General features: G+C 68.9%; 12 protein-coding genes. 8 read left to right on the top strand and 4 right to left on the bottom strand.

Going from position 1 to position 17,215, the window contains the following annotated elements:
• Positions 1-44: 44 nt before the first annotated feature.
• Entirely contained in the window at positions 45-923 is an 879-nt protein-coding gene (locus G6O54_RS16440) for a response regulator (protein ID WP_165226741.1), read from the top strand.
• 34 nt (positions 924-957) lie between these two features.
• Here the strand turns inward: G6O54_RS16440 and G6O54_RS16435 are convergent, their stop codons facing one another.
• Positions 958-3,477, bottom strand: a complete 2,520-nt coding sequence (locus G6O54_RS16435) for a PAS domain-containing hybrid sensor histidine kinase/response regulator (RefSeq protein ID WP_165226740.1) — start codon at positions 3,475-3,477, stop codon at positions 958-960.
• Between the two features lie 24 nt (positions 3,478-3,501).
• Positions 3,502-4,320: an HpcH/HpaI aldolase family protein gene (locus tag G6O54_RS16430; RefSeq protein ID WP_250846930.1), complete on the bottom strand. Its 819-nt coding sequence runs from the start codon at positions 4,318-4,320 to the stop codon at positions 3,502-3,504.
• A 131-nt stretch (positions 4,321-4,451) separates the two neighbouring features.
• Between G6O54_RS16430 and G6O54_RS16425 the strand changes: the two genes are divergently transcribed.
• Positions 4,452-5,438, top strand: coding sequence for a C-terminal binding protein (locus tag G6O54_RS16425; RefSeq protein ID WP_165226739.1), 987 nt, complete (start codon positions 4,452-4,454; stop codon positions 5,436-5,438).
• Between the two features lie 1,282 nt (positions 5,439-6,720).
• Positions 6,721-7,398 carry an RNA polymerase sigma factor gene (locus tag G6O54_RS16420; protein ID WP_250846929.1) on the top strand — a complete coding sequence of 226 codons (678 nt, stop codon included), beginning with the start codon at positions 6,721-6,723 and terminating at the stop codon, positions 7,396-7,398.
• A gap of 60 nt (positions 7,399-7,458) precedes the next feature.
• Here the strand turns inward: G6O54_RS16420 and G6O54_RS16415 are convergent, their stop codons facing one another.
• The gene (locus G6O54_RS16415) at positions 7,459-7,845 is read right to left on the bottom strand and encodes a hypothetical protein (RefSeq protein ID WP_165226738.1); all 387 of its coding nucleotides are present in this window, start codon (positions 7,843-7,845) and stop codon (positions 7,459-7,461) included.
• Between the two features lie 211 nt (positions 7,846-8,056).
• On the opposite strand from G6O54_RS16415, the gene G6O54_RS16410 reads away from it, so the two are divergent.
• The 5 genes from G6O54_RS16410 to G6O54_RS16390 all read left to right on the top strand — a co-directional run bounded on the left by G6O54_RS16410 (position 8,057) and on the right by G6O54_RS16390 (position 15,772).
• Positions 8,057-9,334 carry a sigma-70 family RNA polymerase sigma factor gene (locus tag G6O54_RS16410; RefSeq protein WP_165226737.1) on the top strand — a complete coding sequence of 426 codons (1,278 nt, stop codon included), beginning with the start codon at positions 8,057-8,059 and terminating at the stop codon, positions 9,332-9,334.
• Between the two features lie 101 nt (positions 9,335-9,435).
• Positions 9,436-11,724, top strand: coding sequence for a prolyl oligopeptidase family serine peptidase (locus G6O54_RS16405; RefSeq protein ID WP_165226736.1), 2,289 nt, complete (start codon positions 9,436-9,438; stop codon positions 11,722-11,724).
• Between the two features lie 124 nt (positions 11,725-11,848).
• Entirely contained in the window at positions 11,849-13,048 is a 1,200-nt protein-coding gene (locus G6O54_RS16400) for a serpin family protein (RefSeq protein ID WP_165226735.1), read from the top strand.
• 181 nt (positions 13,049-13,229) lie between these two features.
• Entirely contained in the window at positions 13,230-13,595 is a 366-nt protein-coding gene (locus tag G6O54_RS16395) for an STAS domain-containing protein (protein ID WP_165226734.1), read from the top strand.
• Positions 13,596-13,894: 299 nt separating this feature from the next.
• Positions 13,895-15,772: a hypothetical protein gene (locus G6O54_RS16390; RefSeq protein WP_165226733.1), complete on the top strand. Its 1,878-nt coding sequence runs from the start codon at positions 13,895-13,897 to the stop codon at positions 15,770-15,772.
• A 127-nt stretch (positions 15,773-15,899) separates the two neighbouring features.
• On the opposite strand, the gene G6O54_RS16385 is transcribed toward G6O54_RS16390, so the two are convergent.
• Positions 15,900-16,985 carry a 3-oxoacyl-ACP synthase III family protein gene (locus G6O54_RS16385; RefSeq protein WP_250846928.1) on the bottom strand — a complete coding sequence of 362 codons (1,086 nt, stop codon included), beginning with the start codon at positions 16,983-16,985 and terminating at the stop codon, positions 15,900-15,902.
• Positions 16,986-17,215: the final 230 nt, after the last annotated feature.

The following is a 17,215-nucleotide window of genomic DNA, read 5'->3' as shown; positions in this document are numbered from 1 at the left end:
CACCCTCCGTCGGGCCCCGCCGGATGTCCACGCGAGGCCCGATCATGGCACGGATTCTCGTCGTCGAAGACAGCCCGACGCAGGCCTCGGAGGCCCAGTTCCTGCTGGAGGACGCCGGGTTCGAAGTGGACGTGGCCGGCGACGGGCTGGCGGCCCTGGAGTCGCTCCGGGAGCGGTTGCCGGACGTCATCGTGACCGACCTGCAGATGCCCAGGATGGACGGCCTGGCCCTGGTGGAGGCCGTCCGCCGCGATCACCCGACGGTCCCCGTGGTGCTCGTCACGGCGCATGGGAGCGAGGACATCGCGGCCCGCGCCCTGGTCGCCGGCGCGGCGAGCTACGTCCCCAAGAAGAACCTCGCCAATGACCTCGCCCGGGTCCTCCGGCCGATCATCGCCATGGCTGCCCCCGACCCGGCGCAGGAGCGGGTCCTCAAGAGCCTGGAGGAGGTCCGGCTGCGGTACTGCCTGGCGAACGACGAGTCCCTGGTCGCCCCACTGATCCGCCGCCTCGAGGGCCTCGTCTACGAGATGGGCGTCTGCGAGCGGCCCGACCTGATCCGCCTGGGGGTGGCGCTCCAGGAGGCCATCGTCAACGCCATGGATCACGGCAACCTCGAGCTCGACTCCGAACTCCGCCAGGACGATGAGCGGGTCTATCACGAGCTCGGCGAGCGGAGGAAGGCCCAGCCCCCTTATTGCGACCGCCGGGTCCGGCTCGACGCGGGCGTGACCCGCGCCGAGGCGTCGTTCACGATCCGCGACGAAGGGCCGGGCTTCGACCCCTCCACGCTGCCCGACCCGACCGACCCGGCCAACCTCTGGCGGATCGGCGGCCGCGGGCTGCTGCTGATCCGCACGCTCATGGATGAGGTCCGATTCAACGAGACGGGCAACGAGATCGTCCTCATCAAGCGGAGGTAGGGGCCGGATCCGGCGGATGTCCGTCGGAGGCTCCTCATCCCCCGGCCAGCGGCTCGAGGGCGGCGGCGAGGCGGCCCATCGCGGCCTCGAGCGGCGAGAAGGCCGCGTCGGCCCCGGCGAGCTCCCCTGCCTGGCCCATCGATTCCAGCGAGACGACCATGTCGGCGAGGCCGGGGACCTCGAAGAGCCCGCACGCCCCCTTGAGCGAGTGTGCCGCACGCTTCAGGGCCGCACCGTCGGCCGCGGTGATCGCCGCGTGCATCTCCGCCAGCAGGACCGAGGACTCCTTGAGGAATGTCCGCACGATCGTCCGCAGCCGGTCCTCGCGGCCCCCCACCCGGGCCAGGAGGGCCTGGCGGTCGATCCGAATCTCGACCGGCCTCTCGGGCCGGTCCCCCGATGGTCCCCCGTCGCCCGGGAGTTGAGCATGGCCCGTCGAAGCACCGCCGGCGACCCCCTCGATCGCCTGGCGAAGGTCGGAGAAGCGGATCGGCTTGGCGACGTAGGCGTCCATGCCGGCCTCCAGGCAGCGTTCGCGGTCCCCTTTCATCGCGTGGGCGGTCATGGCGATGATCGGCAGATGGCCGCCGCCCTGGCGCTCGCGGTCCCGGATCCGGGCGGTCGCCTCGAAGCCGTCCATGACGGGCATCTGCACGTCCATCAGCACCAGGTCGAACGACCGCGACCCGAGGACGTCCAGGGCCTCCTGGCCGTTGGTCGCGAGCTCGACCTCGTGGCCGTCCTTCTCGAGGAGGGAGAGGGCCAGCACCTGATTGGTGGCGTTGTCCTCGACGAGGAGGATCCGCAGCGGGGCCGGGCCGCCGGCCTCGCGCCGGGGAATGGTCCGCTCGGCCCGCGGAGGGGCCGGCCCCGGCTTCCGGGACTTTCGGCTCATCGCCGTCATGATGGCGTCGAGCAGCTCGGATTGCTTGACCGGCTTGGTGAGGAAGGCAGCCACGTGGGGGCCGTCGACGCGGCCGCGATCGCCGTCGCCCCGGGCGCCGGCGGACGACAGGAGGATGACCGCCGCCTCCGCGAGATCGGGCCGGGTGCCGATCCGCTCGGCCAGCTCGAAGCCGTCCATGCCGGGCATCATCACGTCCGAGACGACGATGGCGAAGGGGGAGCCCGCCGCGGCCGTGATCTCCATCATGCGGAGCGCGGCGGAGGCGTCGGGGGCCAGCCTCGGGGACATGCCCCACTGCGAGAGGACCTCGCGGAGGATGAGACGGTTGGTCTCGTTGTCGTCGACCGCCAGCACGCGGAGGCCGCGGAGGCTGAGCGGCTCGACGGCGCCGGCCGCCCCCGGCTCTTGCTGGAGCAATCCGGCGGTGAAGCGGAACGTGCTGCCGAGGCCCGGCTCGCTCTCCAGTTCGATCCGGCCGTCCATCATCTCCACCAGCCTGCGGGCGATGGTCAGGCCCAGGCCGGTGCCGCCGTACTGGCGGGTGGTCGACGAATCGGCCTGGGTGAACGGCTGGAACAGCCGCGACTGCGCCTCCCGCGGGATGCCGGGCCCGGTGTCCCGGATCTCGAAGGCGAGCCGGATGGGGCCCCCGGCCGGTGCCGCCGGGGCGCCGCCCCGATGCCGATCGTCGCGGCGGACGGAGAGGACGACCTCGCCCTGGTCGGTGAACTTGATCGCGTTGCCGACGAGGTTGATGACCACCTGGCCGAGCCGCCCGGGATCGCCGAGGAGGGCGTCGGGGACGTCCGCGGAGAAGTCGCAGGCCACCTCCAGCCCCTTGCGGTGGGCCCGCATCGCCAGGGCCTTCATCGTGTCCCCCAGGCGGTCTCGGAGGGAGAAGGGGATCTCCTCGAGCTCGAGCTTGCCGGCCTCGATCTTGGAGAAGTCGAGGATGTCGTTGACCACGGAGAGGAGCGAATCCGCCGAGTTCTTCGCCAGCTCCAGGTAGCGCCTCTGCTGCGGCGTGAGGTCGGTGTCGAGGGCCAGCTCGGTCATGCCGAGGACGCCGTTCATGGGGGTCCGGATCTCGTGCGACATGTTGGCGAGGAAGTCGCTCTTGGCCCGGCTGGCGGCCTCGGCCATCGCCTTGGCCTCGCGGAGGGCCGCCTCGGCCTCCTTGTCGGCGGTGACGTCGGTGTGGACGCCGACCCATTCGCGGATCTTGCGGTCGTCGTCGAGGATCGGCACGGCCCGGACGACCATGTGGCGGTAGACGCCGTCGCGGCGGCGGAGGCGGTGCTCGACGTGGTAGAGCAGCCGCCCGGCGACGGCCGTGCACCAGACGCTCGCGGTGTCCGCCCGGTCGTCGGGATGGACCGCATTGAGCCAGCCCCAGCCCCGGAGCTGCTCGAACGACTGCCCCGTGAACTCGCTCCAGCGCGGCTGAGGGACCTCGAATTCGCCGGAGGCCGGCGTGTTCCAGACGATGGCGGTGGTGGCCTCGACGAGCGACCGGAACCGGAGCTCGCCGAAGCGGAGCTCCGCGGCCTGCCTGCGAAGCTGGTCGACCTGCCTCCTCAGGTTCTCGTTGGCCGCCTCGAGCACGACGAGCCGCTCGCGGATCGAAACCTCCTCGTCGGGGACCATCGGTCATCCTCCCGCCAGGTCGGTTCACGATGCGGGGAAGAAGCCCGGGTGCCGCTCCTTGGCGGCGCGGATGCCGAGATGGACCATCTGGATGTCGGCCGCCAGGACGAAGAGCCGGCAACCCATGGCCCGCATCCGCTCGGCATACTCGGGCCCGCGCGACCAGACGCCCCAGGCCTTGCCGGCGGCCTCGCAGGCGCGGGCGATCCCGGCGATGGCGTCGATGCACCGCGGGTTCTCGAAGTCCCCGGGGATCCCCAGGACCTGGCTCAGGTCCGACGGGCCGACGAAGAGCATGTCCACGTCCGGGATCGCGGCGATCGCGGCCACCTCCGCGAGCGCCCCGGCGGTCTCGATCTGCACGCCCAGGAACGTGGAGGCGTTGGCCGTGGCGATGTACTCCGGGATGGGCGTGAGGCCGAACCGGCCGTCGCGGTTCCCCCCGTTCAGCCCGCGCTCGCCGCGGGGGAAGAACTTGGCCCAGCGGACGGCCTGCTCGGCCTGGGCCGCGGACTGGACCATGCTGAACATCAGCCCCCCCGCGCCGGCCTCGAGGGGCCGCATCACCGAGGCGTAATCCGTGGGGGGCAGGCGTACGAAGTGGTCCATGCCGTAGGCCCGGGCGGCCAGCGTCGCCAGCTCGACGTCGCGGATCGTGATCCCGGCGTGCTCCGCGTCCAGCCAGAATGCGTCGAAGCCGCCGTGCTCGCCGACGACCTGGATCAGCTTGGGGCTGATGAGCTGGCCGGCGGCGAAGACCCGGACGGCCCGGCCCTCGGCCAGAATGGTCTTGATCTGGGGCATCCGCGTCTTCCTCACGCCGGGCCGGTCGGGCAGAATCATGGGGTCCGGTCCGTCGAACGCGGCGAGGCGATGCGAGGCGGCCCGGGTGCGTTACACCACACTACACGCGGGGCCGCGCTCAGGGTAGCGTCATTCGCGGGGCGGCCCCACGTCGGGGCAAGGAGCATGGCATGGCGGATCCTGGCCGCTATAGGGTCCTCTTCGCGGACTTCCTCGACGAGAACTCCGTGGAATCGCCCGTCCTGTCGGACATCGCCGACCTGGTCCTGGTCGGCGCCTTCGACGAGAAGGACCTGGCGGCCCACCTCCCCGAGGCCGATGCGATCGTGCTCTATCACGACGTCCCGCTCCTGGGCGAATCGAGCTTCGCCGCCGCGAGCCGGTGCCGCTGCGTCATCCGCGCGGGGGTCGGCTACAACAACATCGACCTCGAGGCCGCATCGAGGCACGGGGTCGTCGTCTGCAACGTCCCGGACTACGGGACGGAGGAGGTGGCCGACCACACGATCCTCTTCCTGCTGGCGCTGGCGCGGCGGCTCGTCGAGTGCCACGGGGACATCCGGGCCGGCACCTGGCATTACCGATCGGCCGAGGGGACGCCCCGGCTCCGGGGCAAGACGCTGGGGCTGATCGGCTGCGGCCGGATCGGCACCGCGGTGGCGATCCGGGCGAAGGCCCTGGGGCTGGACGTCGTCTTCTACGACCCGGACCTCCGCCAGGGGATGGACAAGGCGATCGGGATCCGCCGCGTCTTCCGGGTCGAAGACCTGCTCGCTCAGAGCCACTTCGTCAGTCTGCATTGCTACCTCGACGAGTCCACCCGGCACATCATCGACCGCAAGGCCGTCGCGGCGATGCGCCCGGGGACCTACGTCCTCAACACGGCGAGGGGGCCGTGCATCGACGCCGAGGCCCTGCTGGAGGGCCTCGATTCCGGCAAGATCGCGGCCGCCGCCCTCGACGTCGTCGAACGCGAGCCGCTCGACGACGCCAGGCTCCGGGAACACCCGCGCATCCTGTTCACGCCGCACTCGGCCTTCTACAGCGTGGAAGGGTTCGTGGAGCTTCGAACCAAGGCCGCGGAGGAGGTGCGCCGGGTCCTCCTCGGCGAGCCGCCGCGGAACCCGGTCCGGCATCCTCCGGGCGGGCCGGCGTAGCCGATCCAGACGTCGCGAGCACGTGGGCGTTCGAAATTCGGAATATTCTCCGAATTCGCGCGAACATCTCGGGGCGATAGAATGTCTCTAGGGCAGACTCGCGTTCGCACCGCGCTTCCCGGCCCGCCGGATGGACGTGTGGATGCGGTTTGCCCGATGACGTGTCGGTGAGAACCGGGAGGAGTTCCCGTTCCGCCGCTTATTCTCGGAGTTGGCCTCTAACCCATGAATCCCTGATCGATCTCCAGGGCGTCCAGGAGACGTCCTTCCCCCGTGAGGTCTCGCCCCGCCATCCCGCCGGTCCGCCGTCTCATCCACCGCGGACGCAAGAGGATGCGTCAAGGGCGAATCACCAGCCTCACTCATGTGCCCGCCTCTACGGCGGATGCGAGGGTCTCGCCATGTTGAACCGCAAGAACCTGACTCTGTCGGCTCTTTCTCTCGGGAACCTTCTCGGGACGCGGTCGCTCGTCCTCAACGCGAGCGTCAATCATGGCGGTCTGACCCTGCGCACCTCCCATCTCGATTCGATTTGGATGCGCGAAGTCATGCGCGAGGACGTCGTTACCTATTTTGAGGTAGGGGAATACGACGTCCCGAGCGTGCCAGGTCCGATCGTCCCCGGCGTCCCGCAGCAACCCATTCGGGGCGGATTCCAGGGACCGGGCCAGTCTGCCCTCAGGTCCTGCCACGGTCACGATACCAGTTCCACGACGTGTGGGACGTCCGCGAAATCGGCCACGACGGCGCGAAAGCGCCGGCCCGGTCGAGCTACGCGGGCGGCCGGCACCGGGAGCTGGCGGACCGTCGCGAGACGAGGGGCGGAGGGGTCACCGGCCGGCACCTTACGGGTGCTCGCCGGATCCTGAGCCGAGCCGGCGAAGGCCGGGAGTCGTCGTGACGCAGCTCGCTAGCTCGACCGGGCAGACCCGCCCGACGTGGAGTCGGGGTCGGGGACCGCGCCCGGGGATGGACCTGCCAGCCGCGGCTTGCATCGACTCCAGACCGAGTTCGGCCCGACGCGGAAGCCTCGAAGACCGGGCGTGATCCGGGAAACGGGCCGCCGCAGACGCGCATCAACACCGTCGCCGCGCCGGGGTGATGGCCCAGGCTCGCCGCGATCCACGGCGGAACCGTGATCGCCCGAGCGGCCTCCCCTGACCGCCGCGCAGGACGTTCGACGATCGAGATCCATCCCGATGGCCCCCAGGTTGAGACGCCGCAGGAGCGGTGCGAGGGGAGGCAATCGGGCGAATCCCCGTGGTCGGGGAAGGTGGGGCACGTGGTTACCCTGGAGATGGATGAGGTGCGGACTCGGGGCTGGTCGGCCGTCGCGGAGCTGGTCCGGCTGGCCCAGGATGGGGATCGGGAGGCCTTCGGGCGGCTCGTCGAGCAGTTCCAGCCGACGGTGCAGGCGATCGCCGTCCGCCGGCTCGGGAACGTGAGCGAGGCCCTGGAGCTGACCCAGGAGGTCTTCCTCCACGTCCTCCGGAGGATCCACCAGCTCCGCGAGCCCGAGCGGTTCGCCGGCTGGCTCCGGCAGGTGGCCGTCCGGATGGCCATCAACCGTGCGACCCGGCGGGTGGCCCTCCCCACCGTGGAGGACTCGGTCCTGGAGGGGGCCCACGAGGCCGCCGACCAGCCGATCGACGAGCTGATCACCCGCGAGCGGGCCGAGCGGCTCTGGGAGGCCATGGGCCGGCTCAAGGAGCTCGACCGCGAGACCCTGATCGCCTTCTACATCCGCGGCCTCTCCCTGGTGGAGATGGCCGACGAGCTGTCCGTCCCCATCGGGACCATCAAGCGCCGGCTCCACACCGCCCGCAAGCGGCTGCGGGAGGAGCTGGAGTCCTCCGTGGCCGACGCGGACGAATGGACCGAGGGTCCCGGGCGGGATGACGACGAGGACGACGACGAGCCCGAGCTCCTGACCGTCCTCAGCGACTCCGCCCGGTGGTGAGAGGACAGGACAACCGGGAACTGAAGCCCACGGCCTCGTGGCGGGTGCATCGTCGTCCGCTCACGGGGTCGTGGCGTTTTCCCGATCCGCTCCGAGTCGTCGCCGCTCCTCCTGGAATGCGGCCAGTTCCTTCAGGTACGCCCGGGCTCGTCGGTTGAGCCGCAGGTCGCCGAGCCAGGCTCCCGCGACGATTGGGAGGAAGAGCAGGGCGACCACGATCAGCCCGATGTCCGGGCGGCCGAATGCCGTGAAGAGCACCAGGAAGAACCCGGCAAGGACCGACGGGATGAGCGTCAGCGCCCAGGTCACGCCCCGGTAGCGAGCGAGCTGCTCCGCCAGCGGCTCGACTCCCAGGCGGAGTCGGCCGAGCTTCCGCGCCCAGGCGATCTCACGGAGCCGCCAGCGGTGCGTCAGGACTTCGATCGGGTCCATGCTCCCGGGAGCCATTTGCGTGATCCTCCGGCCGGAGGTCTCGACCCAAAACGATCGGCCACGGCTCGCCCGAGATTCTATGCGGAAGGATCGCACCGAGGTAGTGGCGACCATCCGCAACGCCTGCCCGTGGGTCATGTTGCGAGAAACTTGTATGATTGAGGCCGGCGGCGGGCATTATCCTCGACGGTTTGCGACGGAGCGGCTCCCCGGAGATCCTCACGCAATGGACCTGGCAGCGAACGGAGCGGCGACGGCGGACCTCGGCCGGCTCTTGGGAGTGGGCACCGTATCCGGGTTGTCCGATCGTCAGCTCGTGGATCGTCTCGTCCGAGAGGGTCTCGATCGGGGCGATGCCGACCTCGCGTTCCGGGCGCTCATCGATCGTCACGGCTCGCTCGTCTGGGGCACCTGCCGCCAGATCCTGGGCAACGTCCCGGATGCCGAGGACGCGTTCCAGGCGACATTCCTGGTGCTGCTCCGCCGGGCGAGCTCGCTCCATGTGGGCGAGTCGCTCGCGCCGTGGCTCTTCCAGGTCGCCTCCCGGGTCGCGCGGCGGGCCAGATCGGACCGGTCGAGGGATCGGGCCAGGGGCGGGCCCCTCTTCGAGGATCTGGAATCGCCCGAGGGCGTGCCGCTGCCCGCTCCCGAGGAGCTCCGCCTCCTGCATGCGGAGCTGGAACGACTGCCGGCCCGCTATCGCAACCCCATCGTGCTCTGCCACCTCCAGGGCAAGACCCATGAGGAGGCGGCACGCGCCCTCCGATGCCCGATCGGCACGCTCAGTGGCCGGCTCTCGCGAGCCCGCGCCATGCTCCGTTCCCGGTTGGAGCGGAAAGGCTGGCGGTCCGCCCAGGACCTTTCCGGACTGCTCCTGCCGGCGTGTTCGCGGTTCGTCGTCCCGCCGGGCCTGGTCTCGGTGAGCGTCGAGATGGCCTCTGGCGGGGCATCGCTCGTACCTACCCCGGTTCATCGACTCACGAGAGGAGTGCTCAGAACCATGTTTCTGGATCGTTGCAAGAGACTCGCGGTCGCCCTCGTCGCCTTCGCGACGATCGGCGGAACGAGCGTCCTCCTGGCCCAGTCGCAGGCGCCGAAGGCGGCCCGGAGAGTCACCCAGACGGCGGCAAAACAGACAGAGCCCAGGCCGTCGCCAGAGTCGAACGACCCGCTGCTGGTCGAATCGCCTCCCGTCGTCGTCAGGACGGTGCCGGAGGCCGGGTCGTCGGTCGTCGATCCGAGCCTGAAGGAGATCCGCGTCACCTTCTCGAAGGCCATGGCGGACGGGAGCTGGTCCTGGTCGACCGTTTCCAAGGACTCATACCCCGCAGCCACCGGGAAGCCGCACTACCTGGAAGATGGCAAGACCTGCGTCCTCCCGGTCAAGCTCGAGCCGGGCCGGGCCTATGGCATCTGGGTCAATTCCGCCAAGTTCAGGAACTTCAAGGACCGCGACGGTCGGCCGGCGGTCCCCTACCTGCTCGTCTTCAAGACCAAGGGCTGATCGCCGAGCTGTCGACTCTCGGGGGGCGTGATTCGCTGAGTTCTGCGTTAGACTGGATCGCTCGGTCAGACGAATCACACCCTCCGACGCAGGCCCACCGAATGAAAGTCCAGCCTTCGCGCGTTCGTGTCCTACCGGGACTCGTCTTCCTCCTCACCATCCTCCAGGCCGCGCTGACCGATTCTCCAGGCTTCGCCCAGGGCACGAAGGCCGATTACGAGCGAGCCGCGAACTTCGGACAGAGGACGACCGGGAAGGTCTTCAAGGCCCGGGTCCAGCCCCACTGGCTGCCCGGCGGGCGGCACTTCTGGTATCGCAACGACCTGGCCGACGGCCGTCGCGAGTTCGTGTTCGTGGACGCGGAGAAGGCCGAGCGGAAGCCCCTCTTCGATCAGGCCAAGCTCGCCGAGGCCCTAAAGAAGGCGTCCGGCAAGCCGCAGGACGGGACGAAGCTGGCGATGGATCGCCTGGTCGTCGTCCCCGAGGGGTTCCTCCACTTCGAGGCCGCGGGCAAGACCTGGCGGTTCGACCCCAAGACGGGGACGCTGACCGAGGCCCCGATCCCCGCGGCACCCGCATCGGCCGCGAACGACGGGCCGGGCCGTCGCGGCCGCCGCGGAGGAGCCCGCCAGCCGGGCAGCCCGCGCGGTGAGGATTCGCCGGACGGCAAGTTCCGCACCTTCATCCGCGACTTCGACGTGAACCTCGAGGAGAAGGGGACCGGCAAGAAGTCGCCGGTCAGCTTCGAGGGGGCGGAGACCGACGGCTACGAGTCGGGCGTCTTCTGGTCGCCCGACTCGAAGAAGTTCGTCGCCCTGCGGACGGCGAAGGGGGACACCCACATCGTCAACATGGTGGCGTCGTCGCCCACCGACCAGCTCCAGCCCAAGCTCGTCTCGCACGACTATCTCAAGCCCGGGGACAAGCTCCCGATCAGCCGGCCTCACCTGTTCGACGTCGCCAGCCGTCGGGAGATCCCGATCGAGGACGACCACGCCCCCAACCCGTTCGGCATCGAGGACGTCCGCTGGTCGCCCGATTCGAAGCGGTTCACGTTCGTCTACAACCAGCGCGGGCACCAGGTACTCCGGGTCGTCGCCGTGGATGCCGCCGACGGCCGCGCATCGGTGCTCGTAGACGAGGCCAGCAAGACCTTCGTGGACTACGCCCACAAGCAGTTCCTCCACTTCCTGGACGCGAAGAACGAGCTGATCTGGATGTCGGAGCGGAGCGGGTGGAATCACCTCTACCTGATGGACGCGACCACCGGGGCGATCAAGAACCCGATCACCCGCGGCGACTGGCTTGTCCGCGAGGTGGAGCGGGTTGACGAGGACACCCGCCAGGTCTGGCTGCGGGTCCGCGGCATCCATCCCGGGCAGGATCCCTATTTCGAGCACTTCGCCCGGGTGGGCCTCGACGGCAACGGCCTGGTCGTGCTGACCGAGGGAGACGGCACCCACGACGTCGAATACTCGCCCGACCGGAAGTACCTGATCGACAGCTACTCGCGGGTCGACATGCCTCCCGTGACCGAACTCCGCAGGGCGAGCGACGGCAAGCTCGTCGTGGAGCTCGAGCGGGCCGACGCCTCGGCCCTGATCGCGGCCGGCTGGAAGGCTCCGGAGCGGTTCGTGGCGAAGGGGCGGGATGGCAAGACGGACATCTACGGGGTGATCATCCGGCCCACCACGTTCCGGGCCGATCGCAAGTATCCGGTGCTGGAGGACATCTACGCCGGGCCGCAGGACGCCTTCGTGCCCAAGCGGTTCGCGCCCAGCCAGCCGGGGCAGGGGATGGCGGAGCTTGGGTTCATCGTCGTCAAGATCGACGGCATGGGGACGAACTGGCGGTCCAAGGCGTTCCACGACGTCTGCTGGAAGAACCTCGCCGACGCGGGTTTCCCGGACCGAATCGCCTGGATCAAGGCGGCGGCCGCGAAGGAGCCGGCGATGGACCTCACCCGGGTGGGCCTCTACGGCGGCTCCGCGGGGGGGCAGAATGCGCTCGGCGGGCTCCTGACGCACGGAGACTTCTACAAGGCGGGGGCCGCGGATTGCGGCTGCCACGACAACCGGATGGACAAGGTCTGGTGGAACGAGCTCTGGATGGGCTGGCCCCTCGGGCCGCATTACGAGGAGCAATCCAACGTCACGATGGCGCACCAGCTCCAGGGCAAGCTCCTGCTCACGGTGGGCGAGCTCGACCGCAACGTCGACCCGGCCTCGACGATGCAGGTGGTCAACGCCCTGATCAAGGCCGACAAGGATTTCGAGCTGATCGTCTTCCCCGGCGCCAACCATGGCGCGGGGAGTTCGCCATATGGACGTCGCCGCCTCCAGGACTTCTTCGTAAGGAATCTCATGGGCGTGGAGCCGAGGAGCCGTTGAGCCGTCGCTTCCGCGCGAGGAAGCCGCCGTGGTACGCTCGAACGGGGCGGGCCGCCCTGGCCCGCCCGGGTCGACCGAGGGGAGGTCCGGAATGAGCCGAGCGTCGTCGAGGAATCGACACTTGATGCTGTTTCTGATCCTGGCCGGCTCGACCGGGGTTGCGGCATCCGCGCGGGAGGAGACCATGAAAGCCGTCGTCGAGGGGAGTAACGGGTTCGCCCTGGACCTCTACGCCCGGCTCCGGGAGAAGCCGGGGAACCTGTTCTTCTCTCCCAGCAGCATCTCGACCGCGCTGGCGATGACCTACGGCGGCGCCCGGGGGGAAACGGCGGCGCAGATGGCCCGCGTCCTCCACTTCCCCGCCGATCGAGCCGCGCTCAACGAGGGCTACCGGGCGCTCCTGGAGGCGACCCGCCCCCCCCGCGAGGACGCGGGTTACCGGCTCTCGGTGGCCAATCGACTCTGGGGCCAGCAGGGCTTTGGATTTCTCCCGGACTACCTGGCCCTGACCCGCGATGTCTACGGGGCGGAACTTGCCCAGGTTGACTTCGGGGGGGCCGCCGAGCCCTCCCGCAAGCAGATCAACGCCTGGGTCGAGGAGCAGACCCGGGCGAAGATCAAGGACCTGCTGCCGGTCGGCGTGATCACCCCGCTGACCCGGCTCGTCCTCACCAATGCGATCTACTTCAAGGGGGACTGGACCTCGCCCTTCGACCGCAACCTGACGAGGGACGAGGAGTTTCACGTGACCTCGGACAAGACCACCAAGGTCCCGATGATGCACAAGGTCCACGACTTCCGCGTCGCCGCCGTCGCGGCCGACGGGCTGAAGCTGGTGGAGCTGCCCTACGGGAAGGGGGATCTCTCCACGGTCGTCCTCCTCCCGGATGCGATCGACGGCCTCCCCGCCCTGGAGACGAAGCTCTCGGTCGCCGCGGTGGACGGCTGGCTGGCCTCGGGGGCGAGGCGGAAGGTCGAGCTGTCGCTGCCGCGGTTCAAGGTGGAATCCCAGTTCTCCCTGGCGGAGACCCTGGCGGCCATGGGCATGCCGCTGGCGTTCAACCCCAAGGATGCGGACTTCTCCGGGATGAGCACCGAGGGTGAGCTGCACATCTCGGCCGTCATCCACAAGGCGTATGTGGACCTGAACGAGGAAGGGACCGAGGCCGCCGCCGCGACGGGAGTCGCGATGGCCCTGCGGGCCGCGGCGCGGCCGACCCCCCCCGTGATCTTCCGGGCGGATCACCCCTTCCTCTTCGTCATCCGGGACAATCGGACCGGCGCGCTCCTCTTCGTGGGCCGGATCGTCAATCCGGCCGGTTGATCCGGGCCGACGACCCTCGCCGGCCGTTCGAGAGGCCGCCGCGGTCCGGGATTCGAATCCAGGTCGGCGGCGGCCGAGAATTGCACGTGGCCACGGGAGCACGATAAGATAAGGCAGGTAGGGCGCGATCATCTCGGCCCGATCGGGCCTTCTCGACGGATAGGATACCGAGGCCAACGGCATGTCGACGACCTTCACGGCCCGAGAGGCGGGGGATGCCCTGGTCCTCCACTTCGATAGCTCCGCCGGCCTCAACGACTTCCGCAGCAGCTCCCTGCGCGACTCGATCTACGCGGTCGTCCAGCAACGAGAGACACCCCTGATCGTCCTCGACCTCGACCAGATCGACTACCTCTCGAGCTCCGGCGTCGCCATCCTGGTCGGCCTGAAGCGCCGGATCGATACCCGGGGCGGAAAGCTCGCCCTCTTCAATGTCCAGCCAGTCGTCAGCGACCTCCTCAAGGTCATGAAGCTCGACCGCTATTTCCCGATCACGGAGGACGAGGCCTCCGCGATTGCCGCCCTCCGTCCGGTCCCCACGAACTAATCGGCTCCTTCGCTTTCCTCGATACCCGGCCTTCCCCATCCTTCCTTGTCCCATGAAGTCCTGTCGGGAAGTCGGCCGAATTCTAAAGTTGTCAATGACCAGCCGCGTCGGGGTCGGGGAGTGGCGGGAGGTCCTTCACGGGATGCCTCCGGGGCCGCATGCGTCCGCCCGGGGTGTGCGGTCGCGTCACCATTCTGGGCCGGCTGGGCATTCGTAAACAGGGAGGGCGGCCAGGCAGGCGGGCTCCGCGGCTTGATGCGCGGGTGGGCCTGATACGTCGCCGGGGGAGGGAGTCTTCCATGGGATTCATGCAGCATCGGTCGGACCGGCCCTATTCGGCCCGGCGCAGGCAATTCCACGCCCCCGAGGCGCTGGAGAATCGGCAGGTCCTCTCCTACGGGGGGATGTTCCAGGCGCTCTACACGCCGACGGATGTCGCCGTCACGAACCCGATCACGCATCAGAAGATCCCGACGTCGTATCGGAGCCTGATGCAGCACAACAATCCCAACAGCCCCCTGCTGAGCAACGAGGGCAAGATCGTCACCGGCACCGACCGCGAGGGGAATCAGTGGACGATCACGGTCCACGGCCCCGGCAAGGTGATCGTCACCGATACCTCGCCCAATGACGGCAGCCTCGACGACGACATCGACACGATCCAGATCGTGGGCTCGAGCCTGAAGTCGACCTACGTGACGGGCTACGTCACCACATCCAATCGCGTCCTCTCCTCCGGGACCGTCGCGTTCAACCGGCTGATCGCGATGAACGGCGTGAAGTCGATCGAGCTCAACGGGTTCGACCTGAGCAACAACGTCAGCCCGACGGTCTCGGACAGCCCCGGCGTCTTCCTGTACGGCGGCGTCAAGACGCTCAGCTTCCACGACATCCTCGCCCTCGTCGACACCTCGGTGGACGACACGGTCTACCAGATCGTCATCGGCAGCCCGACCGTCCCGCTCACGGTCAAGCCGTCGATCTACCTCGACTCGATCTACAACTCGGTCTTCGACAGCACGTCGGAGACGACCCCGTCGACCCCCTTGACCACGCCGAGCGTCCAATTCAGCATCAACGGCGTGATCCAGACCTTCAGCGTCGTCTCGATCACCCAATCCCCGATCAGCCCGAACATCGTGGCGGCGTCCCAGGGGGGGACCGTCCAGAACTGGACCGGGGTGCCGCAGTCCGGGCCGCTGACCGATGCCTACCAGTTCTTCTACAACGTCGTGGGCACGACCGGCCGGACCTCGCTCCAGACCCAGGCGATCAACAACCTGAAGGTCCGGGGCAAGGCCACCAACTTCACCGCCCAGAAGGACACCACGCCCTTCACCAGCGGCCTGAGCGGCATGAAGTATCTCCGCAAGGCGAGCTTCGGCGCCAATGCGGATGCCGTGGCGCTCGACGTCAACGGCTCGATCGGCTCGCTCAAGTTCAAGAAGGGCCTGGGCAACCCGACGGGCGTCTTCACCGGCTCCAAGACGGTGACGAACTCGCTCAGCGGGCAGACCAGCACGGTCCTCCTGCCGGCCTCCGAGTACGGCGTCCCCGCCGGGACCGAAGGCTATCCGGCTCACGGGCTCCTCGGCGGCGTGGTCCGGGCCACTCGCATCAAGTCGCTCAAGGCCGGAGCGGCGAACACCGTCATCCAGACGTCGCAGAATCCCAATTTCGTCCAGACCTGGAGGCCCGGCACCGCCCGGATCTACCTGGCGAATCCCGGCACCGCGATGACCAATGTCGCGGTCACCACGGACGGGTCCATCAACCAGGTGGACGTCACCGGAAACCAGCTCAATACCGAGATCAAGACCGGCTTCAACTACGCGTCCTATCTTGCCGGCCTGCAAGGGACGCGAGCGGCCAGCCGGATCGCTCGCCTCCGCCAGCGCGGGGACCTCGTCAACAGCGTCGACTCCGCGACCGTCCGCGCGACCGCCGATTCCTCGGGCAACAACACCTACACGACCTCGACGGCCGTGGAGGGCAACGGGGCGATCAGCGGCACCACCACGATCGCCGTCGGCCACGGTATCGCCGCCAAGACGTACGCGAAGCGCCTGGCCGCGGGCTCCGCCTATGCCACGGGCGGCCGGACCGCCCTGGGCAATTACGGTGCGGGCTACTTCGCTCGCCGGCTCCGGGGCAACATCGCGAACAAGCAGTCCTGACCGGATCGATCCCCCCGACCGGCCGTCGGGTGGGCCCGCGAAAGGAACACTGCCGTCCCCGGGTTGAGCCGTCGTCGGCCGAGGTCTCCTCGGTCGTCGTCGGCTCCGCCCGTTTGGGGCCGCGTCCTCACCAGTTCCAGAGCACGGTGCCCCAGTTCAGTCCCGAGCCGAAGCCGGAGAAGAGGACCTGATCGCCGCGACTGATCGCACCCGAGGCGTGGACCTCGTCGAGTGCGATCGGGACCGAGCCGGCGGAGGTGTTGCCGTACCGCTCCAGGTTCTTGAACACGGCGTCCCGCGGGAATCCGAGGACGTCGCTGGCGGCATGGATGATCCGGACGTTCGCCTGGTGGGGGATGAACCAGCGGACGTCCTGGACCGTGGATCCGGCGTGGCCCAGGACCGCGAGCGTCGAGTCGGCGAGGATCCGGACGGCCCACTTGAAGATCGCCCGCCCGTCCATCGTCAGGTAATGCAGGCCCTGCTCGACGGTCTCGCAGGTGGGCGGGATCCGGCTGCCGCCGGCGGGGCGCGTGAGCAGGTCGCTGCCCGATCCGTCGGAGCCGAGCTGGTAGGCCAGCATCCCCTGCTCGGCCGTGCCCGGGCCGAGGAGGACCGCCCCGGCACCGTCCCCGAAGAGCGGGAAGCTCTTCTGGTCGCCCGGATTGATCACCCGGCTGTTGCAGTCGCCGCCGACCACCAGGACCCGCTTGCAGTTCCCCGTCCCGATGAACTGGGAGCCGATGACCAGGGCGAAGACGAACCCCGCGCAGGCCGCCTGGATGTCGAAACCCGGACAGTTCAGCTTGAGCCGATCCTGCACCAGGTTGGCCGTGGAGGGGAAGGCCATGTCGGGCGTGAACGTCGCCAGCACCAGCATGTCGACGTCCGCCGGGCGGCAGTCCGCCGCCTTCAGGCAGCGGCTGGCGGCCTGGATGCAGAGGTCGCTCGTGGCCTGGTGCGGCAGGGCGAATCGCCGCTCGTGAATCCCCGTCCGGTTGACGATCCACTCCGGATCGAACCCCAGGGAGTCCTGAAGGTCGAGATTGCTGACGACCTTTTCGGGGACATAGCTCCCCGTGCCCAGCACCTGTACGCCCGTCAGTGTTCGTGTCCGGGGTATGATGTGCGCCTGGCCATTGCTGATGGGCAGGACGCGACGATCTTCGTGCGTGGCAGGAGAGACCGCTGTGTTGACGAACGGTTCCGACATTCCGCCGTGACTTCCCCATGCACGAGGGATTCTGGCGATTTCGGCAATGATTCGCCAGGAGATGGATGGAGGATCCCGCGCCCGACGGACGGGCATCAAGCGCCGCCCGAGACTCGCGACCCACGTTTACGAGACGGACGCACGCGGAGCAGGCTGCTTCGGGAGGAACCCGACTATAATGCGCGCCGTCACTGAAGGCCAGACCAAAGCCCCGATTCCGAGGTCGAGCG

Origin of the sequence: Aquisphaera insulae, assembly GCF_011064615.1 — a bacterium.
In the GTDB taxonomy this organism is placed as follows: Bacteria; Planctomycetota; Planctomycetia; order Isosphaerales; family Isosphaeraceae; genus Aquisphaera; species Aquisphaera insulae.
The sequence above is the reverse complement of the archived record's forward strand: the minus strand, read 5'-3'. Positions and strand labels throughout refer to the sequence as shown.